Raw genomic sequence first — 26,182 nt, forward strand, 5'->3', positions numbered from 1 at the left:
ACTGTCAGTTACCTCACGGCTTCCTCCCAGCTCGCCGTGACCCGCTGATCATGAGGTTGACGGCGATGTGGATCTCCTTGAGTGCCGCCAACCTCATGATCGACCGCGCTGGGCGGTGGGCCCCTCAGCCGGCGGCCAGGGGGCCGTTGGGAGGTGGGGCGGGGGTGGCCGCGACGCTGGCCGCGACGGTGTCGCGGGCGATCGTGGCCGGGACGAGGCGGCCGGAACGGTAGCCGATGCCGATCCCGGCGATCAGCACGAAGATCGCGCCGAAGGTCTGCAGCGAGCCGATCAGCGCACCGCCCAGGCCGAGCAGCGGGGCGGCGATCATCAGCATGACGCCGTCGCCGTACGAGAACATCCCGGAGCGGGCGACCGACCAGCCGGTGAGGAACCAGCCCAGGCTGTAGAAGGTGGCGCCCACCAGGACCAGGGTGCGCGCGGTGGTGCCGAAGACCGGCGCCTGCTCGGCCAGCCCGGCGAAGGGCAGCATCAGGACCATCCCGCCGATGCTGGCCAGCAGCCCGACGAGGGCGATCCGCCGGCATCGGGTGGCGGCGAGCAGGCCGGCGAGCGCCAGCAGGGCGAGCAGGCCGAGCCAGACCGCGGCCACCCAGCCCACGAGGTAGAGCGGCTGGCCGTCCGCCGGGTACGGGTCGTTGCCCACCCCGCCGTCGCTGGCCATCGCCACCAGGCCGTAGAGGACCGCGTACGCGGGCAGCAGCCAGACCGCCGCGCGCGCGAACCGGCGGATCGACCACGCCCAGCTCGCGTCGGTGGCGGGGGCGGCCGGCCCGGGCTCGGAGACGAACGGCAGCACCCCGAACCCGCCCCCGGTACGCCGGCTGCCGAGCGGCCCGGCCGGATCGTGCGCGCCCGGGACGGGAGTCCTGGAGAACAGCCGGTTCGCCGGATCCTTCATGCGCCACCTCGCTCACTGTGCGGGCGGCGCGGGACGCGCAACGGCGCCCCGGTCCTGGTCACCACCCGTCCTCAGACCGATGGTGGCAGGCGCCGGGGCGCCGCATGAGGGATTCTCGGATTTGCCGGCGGCCCTCCGTCAGCCCCGTTCGCGCTGATCCGACGGGTCGTCGAGCAGGCTCTGCGGGGAGACCGGCTCGGGCGCCGGGAGCCCCTGCGGGGCGTTGCCGCCGGTGGCCTGAGCCTCGGCGACGCGTACCTCGTCGTGGATCTCCTGGGCCGCCGTGGCGGCGGCGTGCGCGGCCTCGGCGGCCTCGCGCTCCACCTCGCTGGCGCTCTTGGTGGCCTCCGGCGACGGGACGTCGCCGACCATGTTGGCCAGCCCGCCGAGCGCGCCGCCCATGCCCTCCAGGGCCTTGGTCAGCTCGGTCGGGACGATCCAGACCTTGTTGGCCGTGCCGTTGGCGATCTGCGGCAGGGCCTGGAGGTACTGGTAGGCGAGCACCTTCTGGCTCGGGTTGGCCTGGTGGATCGCGTCGAAGACCGTCCGGATCGCCTTGGCCTGGCCCTCCGCCTGGAGGATCCGGGCCTGCCGGTCACCGTCGGCGCGCAGCACGGCAGCCTGCTTCTCACCCTCGGCCGTGAGGATCTGCGACTGCTTGTGACCCTCGGCGTTCAGGATGGCGGCGCGGCGGTCCCGCTCGGCGCGCATCTGCTTCTCCATCGAGTCGCGGATGCTCGGCGGCGGCTCGATCGCCTTGATCTCGACCCGGGTCACCTTGATGCCCCACCGGCCGGTGGTCTCGTCCAGCACCCCGGAGAGGTGCCGGTTGATCTCCTCGCGACTGGTCAGCGCCCGCTCCAGGTCCAGCGAGCCGATCACGTTACGCAGGGTGGTGACGGTGAGCTGTTCGATGGCCTGGAGGAAGTTGGAGATCTCGTAGGTGGCGCGGACCGAGTCGACCACCTTGAAGTAGAGCACCGTGTCGATCGAGACGACGAGGTTGTCCGAGGTGATCACCGGCTGCGGCGGGAAGCTGACCACCTGCTCGCGCATGTCGACCTTGGTGCGCACCGCGTCGATGTACGGCACCAGCAGGTTGAGCCCCGGGTTCAAGGTCCGCTTGTACTTGCCCAGCCGCTCCACCACGTCCTGGCGCTGCTGCGGCACGATCCGCACCGCCTTCACCAGCGTCACCACGACGATCACGGCGACGGCGATCAACAGGATCGCTGCAAACTCCATATCTTCACCTTTTCCCTTCGGGCATTCCGCCCGGGGTGGAAATCTCGTCCTGCCAGACCAGGGCGGTCGCGCCCCGGACCTTTATCACCTGCACCCGCTCGCCCGCCGCGTAGCTGCGCGTCGCGTCGTACGCCCGGGCAGTCCACAGCTCACCGTCGATCTTGACAAGGCCCCGCTCGGCGTCGACCGGCTCCAGCACCACCGCGCTGGACCCCTCGATCGCCTCGACCCCGAACGGCTGGTCGCCGCTCTCCAGCGCCGGCATGGCGTGCCGCTTGATGACCGGCCGGACCAGGGCCACCGACAGCGCGGAGACCACCGCGAAGACCAGCGCCTGGAGCGCGACGGGCGCGCCCAGCGCGGCGGCCCCCGCGGCGGCGAAGGCCCCGGCCGCGAACATGATCAGGAAGAGGGTCGTCGTGAAGATCTCGGCGACCGCCAGCAGCACACCCAGCACGATCCAGAACACGGCGTCCACCCTTAGATCGTGACACGCCGACGCACACCACAACGACCCCGCATGATCACCTAAGCTCGGCAGCGCGCCGACGACCGCCGAGGAGGATCCCATGGCCCTGCTGCCCGAGACCGCCCGACAGGTCGACCTGCTGGTCGCGCGGGCCCAGTCGGAGGGGCGCGGGCCCTCGCTCGCCCTCGGCGTGGTCCGGGACGGCGCCCTGGCGCACGTCGCGCTCGCCGGCGAGCAGCCCCGCCCCGACGCGGACCTCCAGTACCGGATCGGCTCGATCAGCAAGACCATGACCGCCGTGCTGGTGCTGCAGCAGCGCGACGCCGGCCGGCTGGACCTGGACGACCCGCTGGACCGGCACCTGCCCGGCACCCCGGTCGGCGCGCTCACCGTGCGCCAACTGCTCGGGCACGCCAGCGGCCTCCAGCGGGAGCCGGACGGGCAGTGGTGGGAGCGGACCGCGGGCACCGACCTGGCGACCCTGCTCGCCGGGCTCACCCCGGCGAAGATCGCCCACCCGCCGCACCGCGTCTACCACTACTCGAACCTGGCGTACGGGCTGCTCGGCGGGGTGCTGGAGCGGCTCACCGGCACCCCTTGGGCCGACCTGCTGCGCGAGCGGCTGTTCGAACCGCTGGGCATGCGCCGCACCACCTACCACCCGACCGAGCCGTACGCCCGCGGCTACGTGGTCCACCCCTGGCACGACACGCTGCGGGAGGAGCCCCGCACCGACACCGGGGCGATGGCGCCGGCCGGCCAGCTCTGGTCGACCGTCGAGGACCTGGCCCGCTGGGCCGCCTTCCTGGCCGATCCGGCCCCGGACCTGCTCGCCCCGGCGACGCTCACCGAGATGTGCGCGCCGGTCGTGATCAGCGACCTGGACGCCTGGACCGGCGGGCACGGGCTGGGGGTGGAGCTCTACCGGGTCGGCGACCGCGTGTACGTGGGCCACGGCGGCTCGATGCCCGGCTACGTGGCCGGCCTGGCCGTGCACCGCCCCACCCGCACCGCCGTGGTCGACTTCGCCAACTCGTACGGCCTGCGCGCCGGCCACCACGTCGTCGGCCTGGCCCGCGACGTCCTCACCCTGGTGCTGGACGCCGAGCCGGCCGCGCCCGCCCCGTGGCGCCCGGCCGCTGCGCCGGCCGCCGACCTGGTGGAGCTGACCGGCCGCTGGTGGTGGATGGGCAACGAGTACGAGTTCCGCATCGACCCGGCCGGCGACCTCGTGGGCGGCCCGGTCGGTCGCCCGCTGCTCCGCTTCACCCCGGAGGCCCCCGACCGCTGGCGCGGCCGGTCCGGCTCCCAGGACGGCGAGCTCCTCACCGTCCTCCGCAACGACAGCGGCGACCCGGTGGCCCTGGACATCGCCACCTTCGTCTTCACGCGAACCCCCGACCAGGAACCGTGACCGACGCGGCCCACGCGCGACCGGCCGCGGCGACCGCTACTCGGGCGACGTGACGAAGTCGATCAACCGCTCCATCGCGTTGATCAGCGGCGTCTCCACGTCGGCGAAACTGTCCACCCGGGACAGGATGTGCCGCCACATGTCCGCCGGCTCGGCCACGCCGAGCGCCGCGCAGACGCCCTCCTTCCAGGGCCGCCCCGGCGGCACCACGGGCCACGCCGGGATGCCGAGCGCCCGGGGCTTCACCGCCTGCCACACGTCCACGTAGGGGTGCCCGGTGACCAGCACGTGCGGCGAGGTGACCCGCGCGACTATCCGGCTCTCCTTCGAGCCGGGCACCAGGTGGTCGACAAGCACACCGAGCCGGCGACCCGGGCCGGGGTCGAAGGCGCGCACCTCGGCGGCGAGTTCGTCGATGCCGTCGAGGGGTTCCACCACGACGCCCTCGATCCGCAGGTCGTCGCCCCAGATCCGCTCGACCAGCGCCGCGTCGTGCACGCCCTCGACCCAGATCCGGCTGGCCTTGGCGACCTGCGCCCGGACGTTGTCGACCGCGATCGAGCCCGAGGCGGTGCGCCGCCGGGCGGCGGGCACCGGGGCGCGGGCCGGGCGGCGCAGGGTGACCGGCCGGCCGTCGAGCAGGAACGCGGCGGGCAGCAGCGGGAAGTTCCGCCGGCGGCCGTGCCGGTCCTCCAGCACCACCGCGCCGGACTCGAACCCGACCACCGCGCCGCAGAAGCCGGAGTCGGCGTCCTCGACCACCAGGTCCGGTTCCGCGTCGACCTCCGGGATCACCTTCCGCCGCCGCCAGTCGCCCGCCAGCACGTCGCCGTCGTATCGCCCCGCCATGTGGATCACGCTAGCCACCGGCCCGGCGCGTCGCCCGGCGACGCGCCGACCAGGTGCCCCACCGGCGGCACAGAAAGGGGCGAAGGGGGTAGTTGGGGGCAGGTCACGCCGCCGGAGCGGCAGCCGAGACAGCGACGGCGGCGAGCACGTACCCTTTCGGCATGTCCTCCCCCGCAACGGGCGCGGCCACGCTGGCTCCGCGCCGGTCGAGCCGGTTCGTCGCCTGGGTACGCGCCTGGCGCGCCGGCCTGGTGCCCTTCGACGAGGTCGCCGACGAGATCGCCGGCGACGAGGAGCACCTGGTCGCCGACGCCCCCGGCACCTGGACCGACGTGTCCCTGCGGGAGGCGCTGCCCAGCCTGTCCAAGCTCTCCCCGGACGAGATCCGCCTGGTGCTGCCCGCGCCGGGCGACCCGCGCGGGCTGCCCGGCCCCGGTGACTTCGCGGGGGCGGCGCTGCTGGCCGGCGAGGCCGTGGTGGCCAGCGGGCTCGGGTTCGTCCCGGAGGTCCGCACGCACACCTCGGGCTCGGGGATGACCTGGGAGACGGTGCTGTGGCGGGTCTATCCGCTGCCGGCCGACGCGCCGAAGGCGTCCCTCATCACGCCCGGCGCGGCCGAGGCGGAGGCGGAACTGGCCGCGGCGCTGGCCGAGACGACCGCCGCGCTGACCCGGCTCGACGTGGCCCAGTGGCGGCCGGAGCTGGCCGGCGCGCTCGCCGCGTTGCGCCGCCCGGACGGCGGGACCGACCTGCCGCCCGGCTTCGACCCGCGGTCCCGCCGGCTGTTCGCCCGCGCGGCCGTGCTGGACCGGGTGCTGGCTCTGGCCGGGGAGAGCGCCCCGGGCGGGGCCGTGAACACCTTCGAGGCGCAGCAGCGGGACGCGGCGCTACGGCCGTTGACCACCGCCTGCCGGCAGGCACTGGTGGCCGCCTGCAACGCCCCGCTGCGCCCCTGAGCCGGGCTCAGACCTCGTCGATCAGGTCGGCCACCGAGCCGACGACCCGGGACGGCCGGTAGGGGTAGCGCTCGGCCTCGGCCCGGCTGCTGATCCCGGTGAGCACCAGGATCGTCTCCAGCCCGGCCTCCAGGCCGCAGAGGATGTCGGTGTCCATCCGGTCGCCGATCATGGCGGTCGACTCGGAGTGCGCGTCGATGGTGTTCAACGCCGAGCGCATCATCATCGGGTTCGGCTTGCCGACGAAGTACGGCTCCACCCCGGTCGCCTTGGAGATCATCGCAGCCACCGAGCCGGCGGCCGGCAGCGCGCCCTCCACCGACGGGCCGGTCGCGTCGGGGTTGGTGCAGATGAAGCGGGCCCCGTCGTTGATCAGCCGGATCGCCTTGGTGATCGCCTCGAAGCTGTAGGTGCGGGTCTCCCCCAGCACCACGTAGTCGGGGGCGAAGTCGCTGAGCACGTAGCCCACCGCGTGCAGGGCCGTGGTGAGACCGGCCTCGCCGATCACGTACGCGGTGCCGCCCGGCCGCTGGTCGGCCAGGAACTGGGCGGTGGCCAGCGCGGACGACCAGATCGCCTCCTCCGGCACGTCCAGCCCCATCCGGGCCAGCCGGGCCCGCAGGTCCCGCGGCGTGTAGATGGAGTTGTTGGTGAGCACCAGGAACGGCTTGCCGGAGGCGCGCAGCTTCTTGACGAACTCGGGCGCGCCGGGCACCGGCTGGCCCTCGTGCACCAGCACGCCGTCCATGTCGGTGAGCCAGCTCTGCACCGGCTTGCGGTCATGCATGTGTCGTCCCCACGGTTGTCGAAGGTGGCCGGGCTCAGGGCCGGCGGGAGGGAGGCACGCAGCACAGCGCCGGGCAGGTGTCCCAGGTGGGCAGTTCGCCGAGGCGGCGGAAGTACCGCTGGCCGTCCGGGGCGTTCCGTTCCCGCACCAGCTCGCGGACCATCGCCACGAACCGCGGGTCGGTGCCCGGCGTGCCGGCGCGGACGAAGTCCAGGCCGAGCTGCTTGGCCGTGTCGAGGGCCTCGGTGTCCAGGTCCCAGACCACCTCGAGGTGGTCGGAGACGAACCCGATCGGGCTGACCACCACGCCGGTGACGCCCTCGCCGGCCAGCGCGGCCAGGTGGTCGTTGATGTCCGGCTCCAGCCACGGCACCTGCGGCGGCCCGGAGCGGCTCTGCCAGACCAGGTCGTACGGCAGGTCGGGCGCGGCGGCGGCGTGCACCAGCCGGGCGGTCTCGGCGAGCTGGGCGGTGTACCGGCCCCCGTGCGGGCCGGCGGTGGCGGCCGCCGACACCGGCACCGAGTGCGCGGTGAACACGAGCCGGGTGCTGTCCCGCCGGGCGGGGTCGAGCTGCGCGAGCGCGGCCCGCACCGCGTCGGCGTGCGGCTCGACGAAGCCCGGATGGTCCCAGAACTGGCGCAGCTTCTCGATGAGCGGGGCGTCCGGGCCGACCGCGGCCCGGGCCGCGGCGATGTCCTCCTGGTACTGCCGGCAGGACGAGTAGCCGCCGTAGGCGCTGGTGACGAAGGCCAGGGCTCGCTGGACGCCGTCGTCGCGCATCTGCGCCACCGTGTCGGCGAGCATCGGGTCCCAGTTGCGGTTGCCCCAGTAGACCGGCAGGTCGACGCCGTTGGCGGCGAAGTCCTCGCGGATCGCCGCGAGCAGGTCGCGGCACTGCTGGTTGATCGGGGACACCCCGCCGAAGTGCAGGTAGTGCTCGGCGACCTCGGCGAGCCGTTCGGGCGGCACGCCCCGCCCCCGGGTCACGTTCTGCAGGAAGGGCAGCACGTCCTCGGGCCGCTCCGGGCCGCCGAAGGAGACCAGCACCAACGCGTCGTACGCCATGGCCCCATTCTCCCCCGACGGCCGGGACGGTCCGGCGGCTACCCCGGGACGTGCGGTCCGGGTCTCAGGAGCCGATCGCGTGGTAACCGCCGTCGACGTGGACGATCTCGCCGGTGGTGGCCGGGAACCAGTCGGACAGCAGCGCCAGGCAGGCCCGGGCGGCCGGCTCCTGGTCGGTGAGGTCCCAGCCCAGCGGGGCGCGCTCGGCCCAGGCGTCCTCGAACTGGTCGAAGCCGGGGATCGACTTGGCGGCGATGGTGCGCAACGGACCGGCGGCGACCAGGTTGCTGCGGATGCCCTGCTTGCCCAGGTGCAGGGCCAGGTAGCGGGAGGCGGACTCCAGCCCGGCCTTGGCCACGCCCATCCAGTCGTAGACCGGCCACGCCTTGCTGGCGTCGAAGGTGAGGCCCACCACGGCGCCGCCCGCCGACATGAGCGGCAGCGCCGCCATGGCCAGGGACTTGTACGAGTAGGTGGAGACGTGGAGCGCGGTCGCCACGTCCTCCCACGGCGCGTCGAGGAAGCCGCCGCCGAGGCAGCTCTGCGGGGCGAAGCCGATCGAGTGCACCACCCCGTCGAGGCCGTCGACGTGCTCGCGCACCCGGTCGGCCAGGCCGGCCAGGTGCTCGGTGCTGGTGACGTCCAGCTCGATCACCGGCGCGGGTTCGGGCAGCCGCTTGGCGATCCGCTCGACCAGGGAGAGCCGGCCGTAGCCGGTGAGCACGACCTGCGCGCCGTTCTCCTGGGCGAGCTTCGCCACCGAGAAGGCGATCGAGGCGTCGGTGATGACGCCGGTGACCAGCAGCCGCTTACCGGCCAGGAGTCCGGACATTGTGCAGTTCCCTCCGTACGTTCTCAGTGACCCATGCCCAGGCCGCCGTCGACCGGGATGACGGCGCCGGAGATGTACGCGGCCGCGTCCGAGGCGAGCCAGGTGACGGCCGCCGCGACCTCCTCCGGGCTGGCCATCCGGCCCGCCGGGATCGACTTGCGGATCTCCGCCTTGCGCTCCTCGGGGAGGCCGGCGGTCATGTCGGTGTCGATGAAGCCGGGCGCCACCACGTTCGCCGTGATGTTGCGGCTGCCCAGCTCGCGGGTGATCGACCGGGCCACGCCGACCAGGCCGGCCTTGCTGGCCGCGTAGTTGACCTGCCCCGCGCCGCCGGCGAGGCCGACGACCGAGGAGATGAAGATCATCCGGCCCCACCGGGCCCGGAGCATCTTCGTCGAGGCCCGCTTGGCGACCCGGAACGCGCCGGTCAGGTTGGTGTCGAGCACCCGGGTGAACTGTTCCTCGGACATGCGCAGGAGCAGCGTGTCGTCGGTGATGCCGGCGTTGGCCACCAGCACCTCGACCGGGCCGAGTTCGGCCTCGACGGCGGCGAACGCCGCCTCCACCGCCTCGGCGTCGGTCACGTCACACTTCACGCCGAACAGCCCCGCCGGGGCCTCGCCGCCGCGGTGGGTCACCGCCACCCGGTCGCCCTGCTTGGCGAAGGCCTGCGCGATGGCCAAGCCGATTCCCCGGTTTCCGCCGGTCACCAGCACGGTACGGGCCACGGGTTCCCCCTCTGCTCAGCTGATCTCCCAATCGCTGGCGAGCCTAGGGGTTACCGGGGGGTAAGCGCTAACCCGTGCCAGGTCGGCGGCCGGTCCGGCGGCCGGTCGGGGGAGCGCGTTGACCGGTCGGCCGAGTGCGTGCCGCCGGTGCCCCGGGTGTACGATGATCGACGTTTGCGGGCAGTGGATCGCCCGCACCGTCGAGCCCCGCCGACCGCAGGAGGTGATCGCTGTGCGAGATAGCGATCCTCCCAGTCGTGGCCGGGCCGACCGTCAGTCCCGCTGAGCCACGACTCAGTCGGCGCGGCTGACCCGCGCTCCCCCGCCCCGCCGCACCACCCCGTCTCCCCGGCCGTCCGCCGGGGCGCCGTGGCGCGCGGCCGGCGGAGCACCCCGGTCACGACTTCGTGTGCGTACGCCCTGATCCACCCCCGCGGTCCGGCCCGCCGGACCGTCCGTCGCCACGGAGCAGTCCCATGAGCCGTTACGTCGCCCCGCTGGGCTTCACCCTCGCCGCCGTCTGGGTGGCCGTCCTCTTCGTCCTGGCCGGCGGCGGTCACTGACCACCGCCGGCCGGGCACCGGCCGCCCGCCTCAGATCAGGCGGGACGACCAGAGCAGGCTCAGCCCTCCCGCGCAGAGCGCGAGGAGCAGCGCGACCCCCGCGTACCACTGGGTGATCTCCCGCGGCTCGGTCCGGAAACCGATCGAGCTGCCCATGTCCTGGTAGACCTGCTTCAGCTCGCTGACCGAGGCGGCCTCGTAGAAGTAGCCCTGGGTGGTCTCCGCGAGCTGCGACAGCGCCATGCGGTCCACCGGCACCCGCTGGAGCTGGCCGCCGATGTCCACCTGCCCGGAGTCGGTGCCGAACGCGATGGTCGACACCGGCACGTTGGCCGCCTGCGCCGCCGCGGCCGCCTCCTCCACCGAGCGGCCCGAGGTGCGGTAGCCGTCGGACAGCAGCACGATCCGGGCCGGCGGGATGCCGGCCGCGCCGTCCGCCGGCACCGAGCGGATCGCCTCCAGGCAGGTGAAGACGGCCTCGCCCGTGGCGGTCGCCTCGGCCAGCACCAGCCCGTCGATGGCCGTGGTCACCGCGCCCCGGTCCTTCGTGGGCGGCACCAGCACGTTCGCCGACTTGGCGAACGAGACCAGCCCGAGGTTGTAGCTCTCCGGCAGCTCGCCGACGAACTGCTTGGCCGCCTCCTGCGCCGCCTCCAGGCGGTTCGGCGCCACGTCGTCGGCCTGCATGGACAGCGACACGTCGATGGCGAGCATCACGGTCGCCCGTTCGAGGGGCTCCTTGGTGTCGATCGCGGGCCGGGCCAGCCCGGTGGCGAGCACCAGCAGGCAGAGCAGGAACGCGGTGGCGGCCGCGTGCCGCCGCCAGCCCAGCCCCTTGGGCGCCAGGGTGCGCAGCAGGTCCACATTGGTGAACCGCATCGCGTACTGCCGGCGGTGCAGCTGCCGCCAGACGTACGCGGCGGCCAGGGCGAGCACCGGCAGCACGGCCAGCAGCCACCACGGTTGCAGAAAACGGATCATCGAGTCGTCCCTCGGGTACGGGCGTGCCGCTGCGCGGCCACGAAACGCACCATGTCCAGCAGCCAGTCTCGGTCGGTACGCAGGCGCAGGTGGGCCGCGCCGGCACTGCGCAGCTCGGCGGCGATCGCCGCGCGCTGGGCGGCCGCCGACTCGGCGTACCGCCGGCGCAGACCCGGGTCGGCGGTCTGCACCTCGTGCAGCTCCCCGGTCTCCGGGTCGACCACCGGCAGCACCCCCACGTCGGGCAGTTCCAGCTCGCGCGGGTCGACCACCTCGACGGCCAGCACGTCGTGCCGGACCCGCAGCTTACGGACCGGCCGGCCCCACTGCTGGGGCGGCGCGAGGAAGTCGGAGATCACCACGGCGACGCCCCGCCGGCGCGGCGGGCGGTTGAGCATGTCGACGAGGGCGCCGAGATCACTGCGACCGGGCCGGATCTCGGTGTCGGCGATGGCCCGCAGCAGCCCCTGCGCCTCCTTGCGCCCGGCCCGGGCGGGCAGCCGCCGCAGCGTCCCCGGCCCGGCCGGCGGGGAGCCGCCCCGCCACCGGCCCGCCGGCGCCGGCGTGCCCGTGCCGACCACCGCGCCGATCCGGTTGCCGCCCCGGACGGTCAGGTGGGCCAGGGCGGCCGCCGCGACGACCACCACGTCCCGCTTGAGCCACTGCCCGGTGCCGAAGTCCAGGCTGGCCGACAGGTCGACCGCCAGCCAGGTCTCCAGCTCCCGGTCGGCCACCGTACGCCGGACGTGCGGCATGGTGGTGCGGGCGGTGACCGGCCAGTCCATGCGGCGCACGTCGTCGCCGGGGCGGTACTCGCGGGACTCCGCCGCCTCGCTGCCCGGGCCGGGCAGCAGCCCGGCGTAGTCGCCCTGGAGCAGCCCGTCGAGCTTGCGGGTGACCATGAGCTGCAACCGGGCGAGGACGGCGCCGGAACGCTCGCCGCTGGCCGGCAGCCGGGTGGGTGGGGTCACGGCCGCTGCCCGGGCCAGCCGCCGTGCGGGACGGCCGGTGGGGGCGGCGTGGCCTGCTGGCGGGGCGCGACCGCGGGCAGCGGGATGGTCGACATCACCCGGTGCACGATGTGGTCGGCCGGCACGTCGTCGGCGAGCGCGTCGTAGCTGAGCACGAGCCGGTGTCGCAGGATGTCCGGGGCGATGTCCTGCACGTCCTGCGGCAGGGCGTAGTCGCGGCCGCGCAGCAGGGCCAGCGCCCGGGTGGCCCGGACCAGGCCGAGGGAGGCGCGCGGGCTCGCGCCGTACTGGATGAGCTGTGCGACGTCCGGCATGCCGTGCTCGGCGGGGGCCCGGGTGGCCAGGACCAGCCGGACCGCGTAGTCGACAAGCGCGTTGTGCACGAACACCTGGTCGGCCTTGTGCTGGAGCGCGATCAGGTCCGGGGTGTCGAAGACCCGCGCCGGCTCGGGCGGGGCGACGCCCATCCGGTAGACGATCTCCCGCTCCTCGGCGTCGGTCGGGTAGCCCACCACGATCTTCATGAGGAACCGGTCCCGCTGCGCCTCCGGCAGCGGGTAGACGCCCTCCTGCTCGATCGGGTTCTGGGTGGCCATCACCAGGAACGGGTCGGGCACCCGGTGGGTCTCGCCGCCGATGGACACCTGCCGCTCGCTCATCACCTCCAGCAGAGCCGACTGCACCTTGGCCGGAGCGCGGTTGATCTCGTCGGCGAGCAGGAAGTTGACGAAGACGGGGCCCAGCTCGACGTCGAACTTCTCGCTGGACTGCCGGTAGATCCGGGTGCCCATGATGTCGGCCGGCACCAGGTCGGGAGTGAACTGGACCCGGGCGAAGGACCCGCCGACCACCTTGGCCAGGGTCTCCACGGCCAGCGTCTTGGCGACGCCGGGCACCCCCTCCAGCAGGCAGTGGCCCCGGGCGAGCAGGGCCACGAACATCCGCTCGACCATCCGGTCCTGACCGACGATCACCCGCTTGATCTCGAACAGCGCCCGCTCCAGCAGGGTGGCGTCCTGCGCCGGGGTGGTGGTCGCCGGGGGCGGCGCGTCCGGCGCGGCCTCGGTCGGGGTCGGGGCGTCGGGCGTGGTCGGCTGGGCCACCGGTCCTCCACAGCGTGGTCGTCGTCGGGCGTGGTGCGTATCAAGACTGTCATGCCTTGCTGAGAGGCGAGGGTGGGAGAGGGACGATTTTCGCCGCGCCGTCCCCCGGCACGGAAAACCCTGAACACGGGTGGACAACAAGGGGTCCGGCGTGTGTACGATTCACCCCGTCGCCGGGCGGCTCCCCCCGTGGCCGCCCGGCGCTAAAGCTCCCGGCGCGCGGCCCTAGACTCGCCCCGGTGACCACTCCCACTTCCCCCGACGACGCGCCCGTCTGCTCGGCGCGGGGGTGTCGCGCCCCCGCCGTGTGGGAGCTGCGCTGGAACAATCCCCGCCTGCACCCGCCCGAACGGCGCAAGACCTGGCTGGCCTGCCCCGCACATCGCGGGTCGCTGGGCGACTTCCTCGACGCACGCGGCTTCCTCCGCGAGGTCGTACCGGTGCCCGGATCGCCTACGCTCGGATCGTGAGCGAGCGCAGCGGGACCAGCCGGTGAACGGTGACGACCGTGCCGGCCGGCCGCCGGCCCCGACCGGACCTCTGGAGCCCTGGCCGGACACCGTCCGGTGGCAGCCGATCTCCCGCGACCTGATCTGGGTGGAGCTGATCCGGCTCGGCATCGGCCTGGCCGTGGCGCTGGTGGTGCTCGGCGTGGCGTGGGCGGTCGCCGGCCACTGGCTGCTCGGTGCCGCCCTGGGCCTGGCGCTGCTGCTGGCCGCCTGGCGGGCGGTCACGATCGTCCGCGCGGTGCGCGCCTGGGGCTACGCCGAGCGGGCCGACGACCTGCTGGTCCGGCACGGCCTGCTGGTGCGGCGGCTGTCCATCGTGCCGTACTCCCGGATGCAGTTCGTCGACGTGAGCGCGGGGCCGCTGGAGCGCGCCTTTGACCTGGCCACCGTGCAGCTGCACACCGCCGCGGCGGCGAGCGACGCCCGGGTGCCGGGCCTGCGACCGGCCGAGGCGTCCCGGCTGCGGGACCGGCTCACCGCGCTGGGCGAGGACCGGGCGGAGGGGCTGTGAGTGACGGCCCGGCCGAGCCGGAGCCCGGCTCCCCGCCGCACCGGCCCGCCGCCACACCGCCGCCGGCCGCCGCCGAGCCGCCCCGGAACGGACATCCCTGGCCCCCGCAACCGGGGTACGCCCACCCGGCGCCCCCACCCGGCCACGGGCCACCCGCACCGCCGCCCGGGTACGGGCCACCCGCATCGCCACCCGGCCACGGGCCGCCCGCGCCTCCACCCGGCCACGGGCCGCCCGCGCCGCCCTGGCCGGTCGCGGGCCATCCCGCGCCGCCGCCCGGCTACGGGCCGCCCGCGCCGCCCTGGCCGGGCGCGGGGCATCCCGGGCCGCCCGGGGCCGGCCCGTGGGGGCCGCACGCCACGAACCCGCCGGGAGGGCCGGGGGCGCCGCAGCCGACCGGGGAGGAGCCCCGGCAGCGGCTGCACCCGCTGAGCCCGGCGCTGCACGGGGCGAAGTCGCTGGTCGTGGTGATCGCCGGCCTCTCCTGGTCGACGCTGTCCCGGGTCGGCTTCGGCTGGTTCGCCGTGCTGGTCGCGGTCTTCGTCCTCGGGGCCACCGTGCTGTCGGTGATCAGCTGGTGGAACACCGGCTACCACGTGGTGGGGCGGGAGCTGCGGGTGCACGAGGGGCTGCTCTGGCGGCGTACCCGGGCGATCCCGCTGGAGCGGCTGCAGGCCGTGGAGGTGGTCCGGCCACTGCTCGCGCAGCTCACCGGGCTGGCCGAGCTGCGGCTGGAGGTGGTCGGCGGCGGCAAGACCGAGGCGCCGCTGGCGTACCTGAGCGTGGCCGAGGCGAGCGCCCTGCGGCACCGGCTGCTCGCGGTGGCCGGCCGCGCCCCCGAGGCCGCCCCGCCCGCCGCCGGCACGCCGCCCGCGCCCGCCGCCCCGGCCGGGCGGCTGCTGCACCACGTCCGCAACCGCGACCTGCTGGTGAGCCAGCTGCTCACCCCCCAGGCGTTCCTGCTGCCGTTCGGCGTGGCGTTCGTGGTGGCGCAGTTCGTCTCCGAGGGATCCTGGTCGTTCATCGCGGTGGCCAGCACGCTGACCGCCATGGCCGGCGTCCTGCTGCAACCGGTCCGCCGGGTGCTCGACGACTGGAGCTTCCGGCTCGACCGGGACGGCGACACGCTGCGGGTACGCAACGGGCTGCTGGAGACCCGGGTGCAGACCGTGCCGCTGCACCGGGTGCAGACCGTCGGGGTGACCTGGCCGCTGCTCTGGCGGATGAAGGGCTGGCTGCGGCTGCGGCTGGAGGTGGCCGGCTACTCGGGCGCCGAGCCGGACGACCGCAACCGCCCGGACCGGCTGCTGCCGGTCGGCGACGCGCCCACCGGCGAGCTGGTCGTCGCGGAGGTGCTCCCCGGCGTCCGGCTGGGGGCGCTGCCCGCCACGCTGCCGCCCCGGCGGGCCCGCTGGCTGCGCCCGCTGAGCCGGACGAGGGTCGGCGCCGGCCTCGACGAGCGGGTCTTCGTGGCCCGCTCCGGGCTGCTGACCCGCCGGTTGACGCTGGTGCCGTACGCCCGGATCCAGAGCGTGCGGGTGACCCAGGGCCCGGCGCAGCGGCGGCTGCGGCTGGCCACCGTGCACGCGGACACCGCCGGCGGCTCGGGCGCGGCGGCGCTGGACCGGGACGTGGCCGAGGCGTGGGAGCTGGCGGCGGAGCTGACCGCGCGGGCGCACGCCGCCCGGCGGGGCGGCCCGGGCCGGCCGGGCTGAGCCGGCCGCCCAGGGCTGCGCCGGCACCACGGCGCGGGCCGAGCCGGTCCGAGCCGGCGGACGGTCAGCGCTCCGCCGGCACCGTGGTCGGCTCGGCGTCCGCCGGCCGGGTCGGCTCGGCGTCGGCCGGCCGGGCCGGGTCGGCGGTGGGGGCCGCCTGCGTGGCCGGGGCGAGCGCGGCGCGGCGGGCCCGGCGGGCCGCCCACCAGCGCTCGGCCAGGCCGACCACCAGGAAGGTCAGGCCGACGTACGCCCAGCCGACCAGCACGTCGATCAGGTAGTGCTCGCCGCTGTAGATCAGGGTGAAGGTCATCGCCAGCGGATACGCCAGCAGCAGCGGCCACCAGCGCCTGCGGGTCGCGCGCAGGAAGAACAGGACCACGAACAGGGCGAACGCGGTGTGCAGCGACGGCATGGCGGCCACCGGGTTGGAGGCGATCTGGCCGGCGTTGAGCAGGTTGCCCGCGCCGTGCATGCCGATCTCCTTCCAGCCCCGGGTGGAGATCCGCGCGACGTCGGAGAGCAGCCCGTTCTGGGCCGCCCACCACGGCGGGGCGGCCGGGTAGAGGAAGTAGGTCGCCAGCCCGGCCGCGCAGAGGAAGCCCCACCGCCGCATGTACGCGCCCCAGCGCGTCCGGTCGCGCAGCCAGAGCACGGCGGCCGCGGCGAGCGTCGCCACGAAGTGCGAGAAGTAGATCCAGCTGACCGCCACGTCCCACCAGTGCACCTGGTCGGGCCGGTAGAGGTGCTGCTGGAGCCAGATCGTGGGCACCTCCCCGCCGGTGGCCCAGCCGGTCAGGAACCGGTCGGCGACGATCAGCTCCATGGCGTGCGGCGTCGCGCCGTTGTCGGCGAATCCCCGGGAGAGGTTGTACGCGGCCAGCAGCAGCACCACCGGGATCCAGTCCCGGGCGAAGCGCAGGTGGCTGCGCCACGGGCGGGACGAGTGCCAGGCGATGGTGCCCGCCCAGATCCAGAGGAACGCGTACGCCGGGTCGGTCGGCAGGCCGATGGCGAACCAGGCCGCCACGAAGGCGATTCCCCAGATCGCCATCGCCACCACGCGACGGCGCCCGCCGTCGGGGGACGCGGTCGGTCCGGCGGGGGCGGGGGGCGGGGGGTCAGTCAGCACGGCCATCGCGGACAAGGTTAACGGCGTGCGACGGACCCGCCGACGCCGACCGCCCGCCACCGGGGCCGGTCACCCCCGTCCGGGCTCCGGCGAGGGGGCCGGTGCGGCGGTCCGGACGCCGCCCGGGCCCCGGGGCCGCTGCACTAGGCTCGGCCCATGCAGGAGCAGCCGGAGTCGCCCTTCGCCCCGGGCCTGACCGCCCGGGTCGAGCTGACCGTCACGGACACGGACACCGCGCGGGCGGTGGGCTCGGGCGACGTGCCGGTGCTCGGCACGCCCCGGGTGCTCGCGCTGGCCGAGGCGGCCACCGTGGCGGCGGTCGCGACCCGGCTGCCGTCCGGGTCGACGACGGTCGGCACCCGCGTCGAGCTGGAACACCGCGCGGCCACGCCGGTCGGGCGGACGGTGGCCGCCCGGGCGGAGCTGGTCAAGGTCGACGGCCGGCGGCTGGCCTTCGAGGTGATCGTGACCGACGGCAACGAGGTGGTGGCCACCGGGCGGGTCGAGCGGGCCCTGGTCGACCGGCAGCGCTTCGTCGAGCGCGCCCTGCGGGCGTCATGACCGCCCGGTTCGTCGAGGTCGCCGACCGCGTGCACGTGCTGCGCGACCCGCTCCTGCACGTCAACGTGACGTTGGTGGTGGGCGACGGCGCGGCGCTGATCGTGGACACCCTCTCCACCGCCGGGCAGGCCCGGGAGCTGGCGGAGGCGGCCCGGGCGGTCACCCCGCACCCGTGGACGATCGTCAACACCCACCACCACTTCGACCACTGCTTCGGCAACGCCGCCCTGGCCGCCGACCCGCCCCGTCCGGTCTACGCGCACGCCCAAGCCGCCGCGGTGCTCCGCGACCATCCGGACGAGCTGCGCCGGGCCGCGGCCGAGGAGATGCGGGCGGAGCAGCCGGAGCTCGCCGCCGAGCTGGCCCGCACCGAGCTGCTGGCCCCGACCCACCCGGTGCACGGGGAGGCGGTGCTCGACGTGGGCGGCCGGCGGGTGCTGCTGCACCATCCCGGGCACGGTCACACCGACGCCGACCTGGTGGTGCACGTCCCGGACGCGGACGTGCTGGTCGCCGGCGACCTGGTGGAGCAGAGCGGCCCGCCGGCCTTCGAGGAGTCGTACCCGGTGCAGTGGCCGGACGCGGTGGCCGCGCTGCTCCGGCTGACCACGCCGGCCACGCTCGTGGTGCCAGGGCACGGCGAGCCGGTCGACGTGGAGTTCGTCCGGGCCCAGCACGCCGACCTCGCCCGACAGGCGTGGCTGATCCGGGCCGGCCACACCGGGTCTGCCCCGCCCGAGCGGGTGGCCGCCGAGTCGCCGTTCGGCGCCCGGCCGGGCCTCATCGCGGCCCGCCGGGGTTACGCCGAGCTCGACGGCGCCGCCTGACCGCCCGCGACGGGGTCAGGGGCGGGCGCGCAGGGCGCCGAGCAGGGCGTCGAGGTGCGGGGCGGCGGCGAGGATCGCCTCGCGGGCCGGCGGGTCGAGGGTGGCCAGGGCCTCGGTGAGCAGCGCGCTGCGGTGGGCCGCGTAGTCGGCCATCCGGGTGCGGGCGGCCTCGGTGAGGGTGAGCCGCACCACCCGGCGGTCCTCCGGGTCGCGGTCGCGCGCCAGCAGCCCGGCGTCGGTGAGGTCGCGGACCAGGGTGCTGACCGTGTTCGGCGCGGTGCCCAACCGCCGCGCGACCTCCTTGCCGCTGATCCCCGGCTCGGCCCGGACCAGGTGCAGCACCTCCACCTGCGCCTCGGGCAGGGCGTCCCGCTTGGCCCGGGCGACGACCTTGCGGCGGACCAGCCGGTGCAGTTCCCCCAGCACGGCCCCGAAGCGCGCGACGGCCTCGTCGCTCGGCACGGAGTCACCTTCTTCACATCGCAATAGTTCTGGATACAGAGCTAAGGTTACCCGGAATCGTCCATTCCAGGGGGAACCTCCGTGAGCCAGACCGTGCGGACCGTCGCGCGCCCGACCATCGACCCACGGGCCGCACGGGGCGGGGCCAGCCTGCTGGTGCTGCTCGGCACGCTCACCGCGATCGGCCCGCTCTCGCTGGACATGTACCTCCCGGCGTTCCCGGCGATGACCCGCGACCTCGGCGCCGACCAGGCCGGCATCCAACTCTCGCTGACCACCTGCCTGATCGGCCTCGCGGTCGGCCAGTTCGTCACCGGCCCGCTCAGCGACCGGTGGGGGCGGCGCCGCCCGGTGCTGATCGGCGTCGTCGCGTACGCCGTGCTCGCGCTCGTCTGCGCCCTGGCGCCGAATGCGCCGCTGCTGGCCGCCGCGCGGTTCGTCCAGGGCCTGGCCGGCGGCATGGGGGTCGTGGTCGCCCGGGCGGTGGTCCGCGACCTCTACTCCGGCCGCGAGGCCGCGAAGTACTTCTCCCGGCTCACCCTGGTCTTCGGCGTCGCGCCGGTGGCCGCGCCGAGCGTGGGCAGCCTGGTGCTGCGGTGGGGCGACTGGCGGGCGGTCTTCCTCACCCTGGCCGTCATCGGGCTGCTGCTGTCCGTCGCGGTGGCCCTGCGCCTGCCCGAGACGCTGCCGACCGAGCGCCGCAGCACCGGCGGCCTGGCCGCCACCGCCCGTACCATGCGGTCGCTGGTCGCCGACCGGGTCTACCTCGGGTACGCGCTGACCCAGGGCTTCGCCTTCGCCGGGCTGTTCGCGTACATCTCCGGGTCGTCGTTCGTGTTCCAGGACGTCTTCGGCGTCTCCGCCGTGGCGTTCAGCCTGATCTTCGGCCTCAACGCGCTCGCCCTGGTGGCCACCGGCCAGGTGAACGCGCGGCTGCTCGACCGGTTCAGCCCGCGCCGGCTGCTGGTCACCGCGCTCGTGGTCGGCGGGGTGGCCGCGGCCGGCGTGCTCACCGGGGCGCTCGCCGGCAGCGTCGCCGTGGTCGCGGTGGCGCTGTTCGCCTTCGTCGGCTCGCTGGGCATGGTGACGCCGAACAGCACCGCGCTGGCGCTGGACGCGCACGCCCGGCACGCCGGCACCGCCGCCGCGCTGATGGGCGGCGTGCAGTCGGTGATCGGCGCGCTCGCCGCACCCCTGGTCGGTCTGGGCGGCGAGGGCAGCGCCACGCCGATGGCGATCGTGCTGGCCGCCGCGGCCGCCCTCTCCCTCACCGCGGTGCTCGCCCTGGCCCGCCCCCGCTGATCCGCACGGCGGGTCAGCGGAACCGGTTGGCGACCGCCTCCCGGGTGGGCATGGCGGTGGCCCCGCCGGGCGACTCGCAGACCAGACCGGCCACCCGCAGGGCGAAGGCCACCCGGTCCCGCCAGCCGGTCGGGTCCACCGGCTCACCGGCGTGCAGCAGGTCGGCGACGAGCGCGCCCATCACCGAGTCGCCCGCGCCCGTGGCGTCCACCGCGTCGACCTTCGGCGCGGGGACGCGTACCACGTCGTCGGCGGCGGCGACCAGCGCGCCGTCCGCGCCGAGGGTGACCACCACGGTCCCCGCGCCCAGTTCCCGCAGGTACGCGGCGACGCCCTCGACCGGCTCACGCGGGTAGAGGTGGCGCGCGTCGGCGGCGCTCAGCTTGACCAGGTGGGCGCTCGCCGCGAACTCGGCGACCACGGCGCGCAGGTCGTCCAGCGCGCCCGGGCCGGTGAGCAGGCTCGGGCGCACGTTCGGATCGAACACCCGCAGCGCACCGGTCATCGTCCAGGCCCGGCGGGCGGCGGCCAGCACCGGCGGGTCGAGCAGCACGATCGACCCGCAGTAGAGCACCTGCGCGCCCTCGACCAGGGCGACGTCCAGGTCGTCGGCGGTGAGCAGCGCGTACGACCGGGGTTCGCCGTAGAAGCGGAAGTCCGGTTCCGGGCCGGCGAAGGTGGCCACCGCGAGCGCCGTGGGCGCCGGCACGGTGACCGCCCCGTCCAGCCCCACACCGGCGGCGCCCAGGAAGGCGCGGATCCGCCCGGCGAGCGGGTCGTCGCCGAGCGAGCCGACGAACTGGACGTCACCGCCGAGCCGGGCCACCGCCACGGCCACGTTCAACGGCCCCCCGCCGATCGCCTGCCGGAAGACGGGCTCCCCGTCGTGCTCGGCGTCGAGCAGGTCGACCAGCGCCTCGCCGAGCACCACCGCGTACCCCATCCTGGCTCCCTCCGTCGGTGTACCTCCGATCCTGGCGCATGGCGGGGTCCCGGCGCGACGAGACTCCCGCATCGACGGACGGCTATTGCGCGGGATGCCCGGACGTGATGGGATTGCGCGTGCCGGGAGGGCGCGGGGGCTGCCGCGCCGCCGGGTCGAGCCGACGCGAGGGCACTCACGGTCCGTGGCACGGACCGAGGCGGTGCGCGTCCCCCCGACGGCCCCGGCCGCACTCCGGCCGCCGGGCGTGGCACCGCGATCGTCGCATCCGCTCGTCGCAGCGGGGCCGGCCGTGCGGGTCGCGCCCCGCGAGTCAGGAGATCCCGTGCACCGATCCCGTACGGCCGCGCTGCTCACCGCGGCCGCCACCCTGGCCCTTGGCGCGTTCGCCCTGGCCACCGGCTCCGACCCGGCCGCCGCGCACGGCGCGGCGATGACCCCGGGCGCCCGGACCTACCTGTGCTGGAAGGACGGCCTCACCCCGACCGGGGAGATCAGGCCGAGCAACCCCGCCTGTTCGGCGGCGGTGGCCCAGAGCGGCGCCAACTCGCTCTACAACTGGTTCAGCGTGCTGCGCTCCGACGCGGGCGGCCGGACCGTCGGGTTCATCCCCGACGGCAAGCTGTGCAGCGGCGGCAACCCGAACTTCAGCGGCTACGACCTGGCCCGCACCGACTGGCCGGTCACCCACCTGACGGCGGGGCGGAGCATGGAGTTCCGCTACAGCAACTGGGCCCACCACCCGGGCACCTTCTACTTCTACGTCACGAAGGACAGCTGGAGCCCGACCCGGCCGCTGGCCTGGAGCGACCTGGAGGAGCAGCCGTTCCTCCAGGTGACCAACCCGCCGCAGCGCGGCTCGGTGGGCACGAACGACGGGCACTACTACTTCACCGGTTCGCTGCCGGCCAACAAGAGCGGCCGGCACATCATCTACTCCCGCTGGGTCCGCTCGGACAGCCAGGAGAACTTCTTCGGCTGCTCGGACGTGACCTTCGACGGCGGCAACGGCGAGGTGACCGGGATCGGCTCGGGCGGCACGCCGTCGCCGAACCCCACCACGCCGACCCCGGGCCCGACCAGCCCGACGCCCACCCCGACCTCGCCCAGCCCGACCCCGACGAGCCCGACCCCGACCCCGACCATGCCGTCCGGCACCTGCATGGCGGTGTACAAGGTGGTCAGCGCCTGGCAGGGCGGGTTCCAGGGCGAGGTCATGATCATGAACCACAGCACCCGGACCTACGCCGGCTGGACCGCGAACTGGACCTGGCCCAGCGGCCAGAGCATCACCCAGCTCTGGAACGGCACGGTGAGCAGCAGCGGGGCCGCGGTGACGGTCACCAACGCCGCGTACAACGGGAGCGTCCCACCGGAGGGCACCACCACGTTCGGCTTCACCGCGAACTACTCCGGCACGAACACCCTGCCCACGGTCACCTGCACGGGCCGCTGAACCGGAACTGAGAAGGGCCCCCGGGGACGCGTCCCCGGGGGCCCCTCCGTCGGACGAGGGTCAGCGGACCATGCTGCCGACCACCGGCTTGGTGAGCAGGGCGGACTGGTTGCGCTGGATGCCCGGGTCGAGGGTCTTCGCCACGAAGATCGCGTGCCAGATGCAGAAGATCAGCACGGTCCACACCTTGCGGGAGTGGTCCGCCTCCTCCCGCTTGTGCTCCTCCAGCAGCCGCATGGCGTACGACAGGTCGATGAGGTCGCCCGCGCCGGACGTGGCCAGCACGTGCCGGGCCCACTCGTACATCTCGCCGCGCAGCCACACCCGGGTCGGGGTCGGGAAGCCCAGCTTCTTGCGGTTGACGATGGCCGGCGGCACCACGCCCTGCAGGGCCTGGCGCATCGCGTACTTGGTCGCCTCGGAGCGCGGCGGCAGCTTCAGGTCGACCGGGACGCCCGCCGCCACGTTGAACACCTCGCGGTCGAGGAAGGGCACCCGGACCTCCAGCGAGTGCGCCATCGAGATCCGGTCGGCCTTGACCAGGATGTCGCCGCGCAGCCAGGTGTAGAGGTCGACATACTGCATCTTGGTGACGTCGTCCAGCTCGGTGGCCTCGGCGTAGATGGGCGCCGTGACGTCGGTGTAGCGGACCGAGGGGTCGTAGCGGCGCAGCAGGTGCTGCTTCTCCTCCTCGGTGAACATCCGGGCGTTGCCGTAGTAGCGCTCCTCGATCGGGGTGGTGCCCCGCTCCAGGAAGCTCTTGCCCTTCACACCCTGCGGGATGGCCTTGGAGACCGCCCGCAGGCCCTTCTGCACGCCGCCCGGCAGGCTGTTGACCGCGTTGAGCGACAGCGGCTCCCGGTAGATCGTGTAGCCGCCGAAGAACTCGTCCGCGCCCTCGCCGGAGAGCACCACGGTGACGTGCTCGGCGGCCTTCTTCGCCACGAAGTAGAGCGGCACCAGGGCCGGGTCGGCCACCGGGTCGTCCAGGTGCCAGACGATCTTCGGCAGCGCGTCGATCATGTCCTGCGGCCCGATCTTGGTCGGGATCGTGGTCACGTCGAGGTGCCGCGCCGAGTCCTGCGCCACGTCGATCTCCGAGTAGCCCGGCACGTCGTAGCCGACCGTGAAGGTGAGGATGTTCGGGTTGAACTCCCGGGCCAGGGCCACCACGGCGGTCGAGTCGATGCCGCTGGAGAGGAACGAGCCGACCGGCACGTCCGAGCGCATGTGCATCCGGACGCTCTCCCGCAGCGTCTCCCGGATCTCGTGGTAGAGCTTCTGCTCGTCGGAGACCGGGGCCGGCCGGAACACCGGCCGGTACCAGCGGCGTACCTCGATCCGGCCACCCGGCGTCCAGGTCAGGTACTCCCCCGACCCGATCCGGCTGATCCCCTTGTGCAGCGTGCCCGGCTCCGGGACGTACTGCAGGGTCAGGTAGTGGCTCAGGTTGGCGGCGTCGATGCCCGCGTCGCCCTGGTAGGCCGAGTGCGCGAAGGGCAGCAGCGCCTTCTTCTCCGAGGCCAGGTAGAGCCCGTCCTGGGTCTCCAGGTAGTGCAGCGGCTTGATGCCGAAGTAGTCCCGCGCGCCGAAGGCCCGCCGCTCCTGCCGGTCCCAGATCACGAAGGCGAACATGCCGCGCAGCCGGGTGAGCACCTGCTCACCCCAGTAGTGGTAGCCGGCGACGATCACCTCGCCGTCGCCGTTGGTGGCGAACTGCGCGCCGTGGTCGCGGATCAGCTCGTCCCGCAGCTCGATGTAGTTGTAGATCTCGCCGTTGAACGTGAGCAGGTAACGCTCGTTCGCGTAGGGCAGCGGCTCGTGGCTGAGCGCCACGTCGATGATCGCCAGCCGCTTGTGCGCGAACACCCCGTCCGCGTACCTCCCGGAGGCGTCGCCGACCACCTCGACCCCGGTCTCGTCCGGGCCGCGGTGGTGCAGGCACTCCAGTGCTCCGGCGATGTGGTCGCGGTGAGCGGCGGCGTCACCGCGCGCGCTGAAAAAGGCCAGGAGTCCGCACATGGTCGCCATCTTTCCACGCGCCGGAAGCCACCGTCGCGGCACCGCAGGCACTCCTCGTTCCCACCCGCGCGGTACGGTCTGGACCAGCGACGAGGCGCAAGGAGGCGAGCATGGCCGAGGAGCGGGCACAGCAGCAGGGCAAGCCGGCGGACGGCACCGAATCACACGACCCGGACTTCCCGGAGGCGTTCCTGTCCTTCATGCGGCAGGGCTGGCGGGACACGGAGCTGCCGGTCGGTCCCCGGCCGGAGGTGCCCAACCACGCCAAGCGGCGGGCCGCGCTGGCAGAGGCGTTCCCGGGCGAGACGCTCGTCATCCCGACCGGCACCGAGAAGGTACGCGCCAACGACACCGACCACCGGTTCCGGCCGGGCAGCGACTTCGCGTACCTGACCGGCGACCTGGAGCCGGACAGCGTGCTCGTGCTCCGGCCGGGCGGCGAGGCCACCCTGTTCATGCGGCCCCGGTCGTCCCGCGCGACCGACGAGTTCTTCCGCAGCCGGCACGGCGAGCTGTGGGTGGGCCGGCGGCCGACGCTGAAGGAGAAGTCGACCGAGCTGGGCCTGCCGACGGCCGACCTGACCGAGCTGGACGCGGCGCTGGCCGACCTGGCGCCGGGCCGCACCCGGGTGCTGCGCGGCTTCGACGCCCGGGTGGACGCCGCGGTGCGGCCGTACGACGGGGCGCGGGCCGAGGGGCAGCCGGGCCGCGACCGCGAGCTCGCCATCGCGATCTCCGAGCTGAAGCTGGTCAAGGACGAGTGGGAGATCGCCCAGCTCCAGGAGGCGTGCGACGCCACCGTCCGCGGCTTCGAGGACGTGGCCCGGGCGCTCCCGGCCGACCGGGCGGTCTCCGAGCGGCTCCTCGAGGGCGTCTTCGCGCTGCGCGCCCGCCACGACGGCAACGACGTGGGCTACGGCTCGATCGTCGGCGCCGGCGAGCACGCCACGATCCTGCACTGGGTGCACAACCACGGCGCGACCCGCCCCGGCGAGCTGCTGCTCATGGACATGGGCGTGGAGAACCGCAACCTCTACACCGCCGACGTCACCCGGGTGCTCCCGGTCGACGGCCGGTTCACCCCGCTCCAGCGCCAGGTCTACGACGCCGTCTACGCCGCCCAGCAGGCCGGCATCGACGTGATCAAGCCGGGCGTGGCGTTCCGCGAGGTGCACCTCACCGCCATGCGGGTGCTCGCCGAGGCGCTGAAGGACCTCGGCCTGCTGCCGGTGAGCGTCGACGAGGCCATGGACCCGGCGTCGACGGTCTACCGCCGCTGGACGCTGCACGGCACCAGCCACATGCTCGGCATCGACGTGCACGACTGCGCCAACGCCCGCAAGGAGACCTACCGGGACGGGCCGCTCGGCGAGGGCTACGTGCTCACCGTCGAGCCGGGGCTCTACTTCCAGCCCGAGGACGAGCTGGTCCCCGAGGAACTGCGCGGCATCGGCGTACGCATCGAGGACGACATCCTGGTCACCGCCGACGGCCCGGTGAACCTCTCGGCCGGCCTGCCGCGCCGCTCCGACGAGGTGGAGACCTGGCTGGCCGAGCAGCGCGAGGCCGGTCCCCGCCTGCCCGGCTGACCGACAGGCACGACCCCCGGCGGGCCCGCCGCCGGCGTCTGCGAGGTTTCTCGCGGTAACGACGCCGGTGCCGGGCCCGTCGTCGTCTGCGCCGCCCACGGCCGTCAGGTGCCGCTACGCCCCATGCTGACGCCGCCCGGCCGGATGCGAGCCAAATGCGCGATTTCTTCGGATCCGTCCGCGTCGCGAGGATCCTTCTCATACGGTGGCAATCAGAGGCTGCAACCGATTTGTAGCTGGTCGCTCGGCCTGGGGCGAGGCGACCCC

25 protein-coding genes are annotated in these 26,182 nt (G+C 74.3%); 10 read left to right on the forward strand and 15 right to left on the reverse strand.

Annotated elements, in window-relative coordinates; translation table 11 throughout:
* Nucleotides 1-124: 124 nt before the first annotated feature.
* From ACZ6PY_RS05870 to ACZ6PY_RS05880, 3 genes are all read right to left on the reverse strand, one after another.
* A complete protein-coding gene (locus ACZ6PY_RS05870) occupies nucleotides 125-922 on the reverse strand; it encodes a hypothetical protein (RefSeq protein WP_466069658.1) in 798 nt (265 codons plus the stop codon).
* 138 nt (nucleotides 923-1,060) lie between these two features.
* A complete protein-coding gene (locus tag ACZ6PY_RS05875) occupies nucleotides 1,061-2,167 on the reverse strand; it encodes an SPFH domain-containing protein (RefSeq protein ID WP_466069660.1) in 1,107 nt (368 codons plus the stop codon).
* Nucleotides 2,168-2,171: 4 nt separating this feature from the next.
* Complete coding sequence (locus ACZ6PY_RS05880) at nucleotides 2,172-2,645, reverse strand: NfeD family protein (RefSeq protein WP_466069662.1); 474 nt, start codon at nucleotides 2,643-2,645, stop codon at nucleotides 2,172-2,174.
* A 91-nt stretch (nucleotides 2,646-2,736) separates the two neighbouring features.
* Between ACZ6PY_RS05880 and ACZ6PY_RS05885 the strand changes: the two genes are divergently transcribed.
* Nucleotides 2,737-4,050 carry a serine hydrolase domain-containing protein gene (locus tag ACZ6PY_RS05885; RefSeq protein ID WP_466069664.1) on the forward strand — a complete coding sequence of 438 codons (1,314 nt, stop codon included), beginning with the start codon at nucleotides 2,737-2,739 and terminating at the stop codon, nucleotides 4,048-4,050.
* A gap of 36 nt (nucleotides 4,051-4,086) precedes the next feature.
* On the opposite strand, the gene ACZ6PY_RS05890 is transcribed toward ACZ6PY_RS05885, so the two are convergent.
* Nucleotides 4,087-4,899, reverse strand: a complete 813-nt coding sequence (locus ACZ6PY_RS05890; RefSeq protein WP_466069665.1) for a DUF3097 domain-containing protein — start codon at nucleotides 4,897-4,899, stop codon at nucleotides 4,087-4,089.
* 161 nt (nucleotides 4,900-5,060) lie between these two features.
* On the opposite strand from ACZ6PY_RS05890, the gene ACZ6PY_RS05895 reads away from it, so the two are divergent.
* On the forward strand, nucleotides 5,061-5,855 hold the full coding sequence (locus ACZ6PY_RS05895) for a hypothetical protein (RefSeq protein ID WP_466069667.1): 795 nt from the start codon (nucleotides 5,061-5,063) through the stop codon (nucleotides 5,853-5,855).
* A 7-nt stretch (nucleotides 5,856-5,862) separates the two neighbouring features.
* Here ACZ6PY_RS05895 and ACZ6PY_RS05900 read toward each other — a convergent pair whose 3' ends face one another.
* The 7 genes from ACZ6PY_RS05900 to ACZ6PY_RS05930 all read right to left on the reverse strand — a co-directional run bounded on the left by ACZ6PY_RS05900 (nucleotide 5,863) and on the right by ACZ6PY_RS05930 (nucleotide 12,886).
* Nucleotides 5,863-6,642 carry an HAD-IIA family hydrolase gene (locus tag ACZ6PY_RS05900; protein ID WP_466069669.1) on the reverse strand — a complete coding sequence of 260 codons (780 nt, stop codon included), beginning with the start codon at nucleotides 6,640-6,642 and terminating at the stop codon, nucleotides 5,863-5,865.
* Nucleotides 6,643-6,676: 34 nt separating this feature from the next.
* A complete protein-coding gene (locus ACZ6PY_RS05905) occupies nucleotides 6,677-7,708 on the reverse strand; it encodes a ferrochelatase (RefSeq protein WP_466069671.1) in 1,032 nt (343 codons plus the stop codon).
* 64 nt (nucleotides 7,709-7,772) lie between these two features.
* Nucleotides 7,773-8,540, reverse strand: coding sequence for an enoyl-ACP reductase FabI (gene fabI, locus ACZ6PY_RS05910; protein ID WP_466069673.1), 768 nt, complete (start codon nucleotides 8,538-8,540; stop codon nucleotides 7,773-7,775).
* A 23-nt stretch (nucleotides 8,541-8,563) separates the two neighbouring features.
* On the reverse strand, nucleotides 8,564-9,268 hold the full coding sequence (gene fabG, locus ACZ6PY_RS05915) for a 3-oxoacyl-ACP reductase FabG (protein WP_466069675.1): 705 nt from the start codon (nucleotides 9,266-9,268) through the stop codon (nucleotides 8,564-8,566).
* A gap of 593 nt (nucleotides 9,269-9,861) precedes the next feature.
* Nucleotides 9,862-10,812, reverse strand: coding sequence for a VWA domain-containing protein (locus ACZ6PY_RS05920; protein ID WP_466069677.1), 951 nt, complete (start codon nucleotides 10,810-10,812; stop codon nucleotides 9,862-9,864).
* On the reverse strand, nucleotides 10,809-11,801 hold the full coding sequence (locus ACZ6PY_RS05925) for a DUF58 domain-containing protein (protein ID WP_466070751.1): 993 nt from the start codon (nucleotides 11,799-11,801) through the stop codon (nucleotides 10,809-10,811). Before ACZ6PY_RS05925 ends, ACZ6PY_RS05920 begins: the two co-directional genes overlap by 4 nt.
* Nucleotides 11,780-12,886, reverse strand: coding sequence for an AAA family ATPase (locus ACZ6PY_RS05930; protein WP_262286194.1), 1,107 nt, complete (start codon nucleotides 12,884-12,886; stop codon nucleotides 11,780-11,782). The genes ACZ6PY_RS05925 and ACZ6PY_RS05930 overlap by 22 nt, the downstream gene beginning before the upstream one ends.
* A 239-nt stretch (nucleotides 12,887-13,125) precedes the next feature.
* On the opposite strand from ACZ6PY_RS05930, the gene ACZ6PY_RS05935 reads away from it, so the two are divergent.
* The 3 genes from ACZ6PY_RS05935 (at nucleotide 13,126) to ACZ6PY_RS05945 (ending at nucleotide 15,621) form a co-directional block, all read left to right on the forward strand.
* Nucleotides 13,126-13,356 carry a hypothetical protein gene (locus ACZ6PY_RS05935; RefSeq protein WP_466069680.1) on the forward strand — a complete coding sequence of 77 codons (231 nt, stop codon included), beginning with the start codon at nucleotides 13,126-13,128 and terminating at the stop codon, nucleotides 13,354-13,356.
* A gap of 22 nt (nucleotides 13,357-13,378) precedes the next feature.
* Nucleotides 13,379-13,906: a PH domain-containing protein gene (locus tag ACZ6PY_RS05940; protein WP_466069682.1), complete on the forward strand. Its 528-nt coding sequence runs from the start codon at nucleotides 13,379-13,381 to the stop codon at nucleotides 13,904-13,906.
* 419 nt (nucleotides 13,907-14,325) lie between these two features.
* Entirely contained in the window at nucleotides 14,326-15,621 is a 1,296-nt protein-coding gene (locus tag ACZ6PY_RS05945; protein ID WP_466070753.1) for a PH domain-containing protein, read from the forward strand.
* A gap of 64 nt (nucleotides 15,622-15,685) precedes the next feature.
* Here the strand turns inward: ACZ6PY_RS05945 and ACZ6PY_RS05950 are convergent, their stop codons facing one another.
* Nucleotides 15,686-16,759 carry a phosphatase PAP2 family protein gene (locus tag ACZ6PY_RS05950; RefSeq protein ID WP_466069683.1) on the reverse strand — a complete coding sequence of 358 codons (1,074 nt, stop codon included), beginning with the start codon at nucleotides 16,757-16,759 and terminating at the stop codon, nucleotides 15,686-15,688.
* A 150-nt stretch (nucleotides 16,760-16,909) separates the two neighbouring features.
* Here ACZ6PY_RS05950 and ACZ6PY_RS05955 point away from each other — a divergent pair, with 150 nt between their 5' ends.
* Nucleotides 16,910-17,314 carry a thioesterase family protein gene (locus ACZ6PY_RS05955; RefSeq protein ID WP_466069685.1) on the forward strand — a complete coding sequence of 135 codons (405 nt, stop codon included), beginning with the start codon at nucleotides 16,910-16,912 and terminating at the stop codon, nucleotides 17,312-17,314.
* Nucleotides 17,311-18,141 carry an MBL fold metallo-hydrolase gene (locus ACZ6PY_RS05960; protein WP_466069687.1) on the forward strand — a complete coding sequence of 277 codons (831 nt, stop codon included), beginning with the start codon at nucleotides 17,311-17,313 and terminating at the stop codon, nucleotides 18,139-18,141. The genes ACZ6PY_RS05955 and ACZ6PY_RS05960 overlap by 4 nt, the downstream gene beginning before the upstream one ends.
* Before the next feature lie 15 nt (nucleotides 18,142-18,156).
* Here ACZ6PY_RS05960 and ACZ6PY_RS05965 read toward each other — a convergent pair whose 3' ends face one another.
* Nucleotides 18,157-18,603 (reverse strand): MarR family winged helix-turn-helix transcriptional regulator, encoded by a 447-nt coding sequence (locus ACZ6PY_RS05965; RefSeq protein WP_466069688.1) that lies wholly within the window; start codon nucleotides 18,601-18,603, stop codon nucleotides 18,157-18,159.
* An 81-nt stretch (nucleotides 18,604-18,684) separates the two neighbouring features.
* Between ACZ6PY_RS05965 and ACZ6PY_RS05970 the strand changes: the two genes are divergently transcribed.
* Complete coding sequence (locus ACZ6PY_RS05970) at nucleotides 18,685-19,905, forward strand: multidrug effflux MFS transporter (protein ID WP_466069689.1); 1,221 nt, start codon at nucleotides 18,685-18,687, stop codon at nucleotides 19,903-19,905.
* 13 nt (nucleotides 19,906-19,918) lie between these two features.
* On the opposite strand, the gene ACZ6PY_RS05975 is transcribed toward ACZ6PY_RS05970, so the two are convergent.
* Entirely contained in the window at nucleotides 19,919-20,848 is a 930-nt protein-coding gene (locus ACZ6PY_RS05975) for a carbohydrate kinase family protein (RefSeq protein WP_466069690.1), read from the reverse strand.
* Nucleotides 20,849-21,173: 325 nt separating this feature from the next.
* Here ACZ6PY_RS05975 and ACZ6PY_RS05980 point away from each other — a divergent pair, with 325 nt between their 5' ends.
* A complete protein-coding gene (locus ACZ6PY_RS05980; RefSeq protein WP_466069692.1) occupies nucleotides 21,174-22,304 on the forward strand; it encodes a lytic polysaccharide monooxygenase auxiliary activity family 9 protein in 1,131 nt (376 codons plus the stop codon).
* 60 nt (nucleotides 22,305-22,364) lie between these two features.
* On the opposite strand, the gene asnB is transcribed toward ACZ6PY_RS05980, so the two are convergent.
* Complete coding sequence (gene asnB / locus ACZ6PY_RS05985) at nucleotides 22,365-24,326, reverse strand: asparagine synthase (glutamine-hydrolyzing) (RefSeq protein WP_466069694.1); 1,962 nt, start codon at nucleotides 24,324-24,326, stop codon at nucleotides 22,365-22,367.
* A gap of 110 nt (nucleotides 24,327-24,436) precedes the next feature.
* Between asnB and ACZ6PY_RS05990 the strand changes: the two genes are divergently transcribed.
* Complete coding sequence (locus tag ACZ6PY_RS05990; RefSeq protein ID WP_466069695.1) at nucleotides 24,437-25,915, forward strand: aminopeptidase P family protein; 1,479 nt, start codon at nucleotides 24,437-24,439, stop codon at nucleotides 25,913-25,915.
* Nucleotides 25,916-26,182 lie beyond the last annotated feature (267 nt).

It is taken from the genome of Micromonospora sp. NPDC048907 (assembly GCF_055586885.1).

Bases quoted from the DNA above. Each gene is read 5' to 3' on its own strand.
- asnB (WP_466069694.1), bottom strand. From the start codon at position 24,326: ATGTGCGGACTCCTGGCCTTTTTCAGCGCGCGCGGTGACGCCGCCGCT.
- ACZ6PY_RS05905 (WP_466069671.1), bottom strand. From the start codon at position 7,708: ATGGCGTACGACGCGTTGGTGCTGGTCTCCTTCGGCGGCCCGGAGCGG.
- ACZ6PY_RS05975 (WP_466069690.1), bottom strand. From the start codon at position 20,848: ATGGGGTACGCGGTGGTGCTCGGCGAGGCGCTGGTCGACCTGCTCGAC.
- ACZ6PY_RS05900 (WP_466069669.1), bottom strand. From the start codon at position 6,642: ATGCATGACCGCAAGCCGGTGCAGAGCTGGCTCACCGACATGGACGGC.
- ACZ6PY_RS05955 (WP_466069685.1), top strand. From the start codon at position 16,910: ATGCAGGAGCAGCCGGAGTCGCCCTTCGCCCCGGGCCTGACCGCCCGG.
- ACZ6PY_RS05950 (WP_466069683.1), bottom strand. From the start codon at position 16,759: ATGGCCGTGCTGACTGACCCCCCGCCCCCCGCCCCCGCCGGACCGACC.
- ACZ6PY_RS05890 (WP_466069665.1), bottom strand. From the start codon at position 4,899: ATGGCGGGGCGATACGACGGCGACGTGCTGGCGGGCGACTGGCGGCGG.
- ACZ6PY_RS05895 (WP_466069667.1), top strand. From the start codon at position 5,061: ATGTCCTCCCCCGCAACGGGCGCGGCCACGCTGGCTCCGCGCCGGTCG.
- ACZ6PY_RS05870 (WP_466069658.1), bottom strand. From the start codon at position 922: ATGAAGGATCCGGCGAACCGGCTGTTCTCCAGGACTCCCGTCCCGGGC.
- ACZ6PY_RS05960 (WP_466069687.1), top strand. From the start codon at position 17,311: ATGACCGCCCGGTTCGTCGAGGTCGCCGACCGCGTGCACGTGCTGCGC.
- ACZ6PY_RS05920 (WP_466069677.1), bottom strand. From the start codon at position 10,812: ATGATCCGTTTTCTGCAACCGTGGTGGCTGCTGGCCGTGCTGCCGGTG.
- fabI (WP_466069673.1), bottom strand. From the start codon at position 8,540: ATGTCCGGACTCCTGGCCGGTAAGCGGCTGCTGGTCACCGGCGTCATC.
- ACZ6PY_RS05990 (WP_466069695.1), top strand. From the start codon at position 24,437: ATGGCCGAGGAGCGGGCACAGCAGCAGGGCAAGCCGGCGGACGGCACC.
- ACZ6PY_RS05875 (WP_466069660.1), bottom strand. From the start codon at position 2,167: ATGGAGTTTGCAGCGATCCTGTTGATCGCCGTCGCCGTGATCGTCGTG.
- ACZ6PY_RS05885 (WP_466069664.1), top strand. From the start codon at position 2,737: ATGGCCCTGCTGCCCGAGACCGCCCGACAGGTCGACCTGCTGGTCGCG.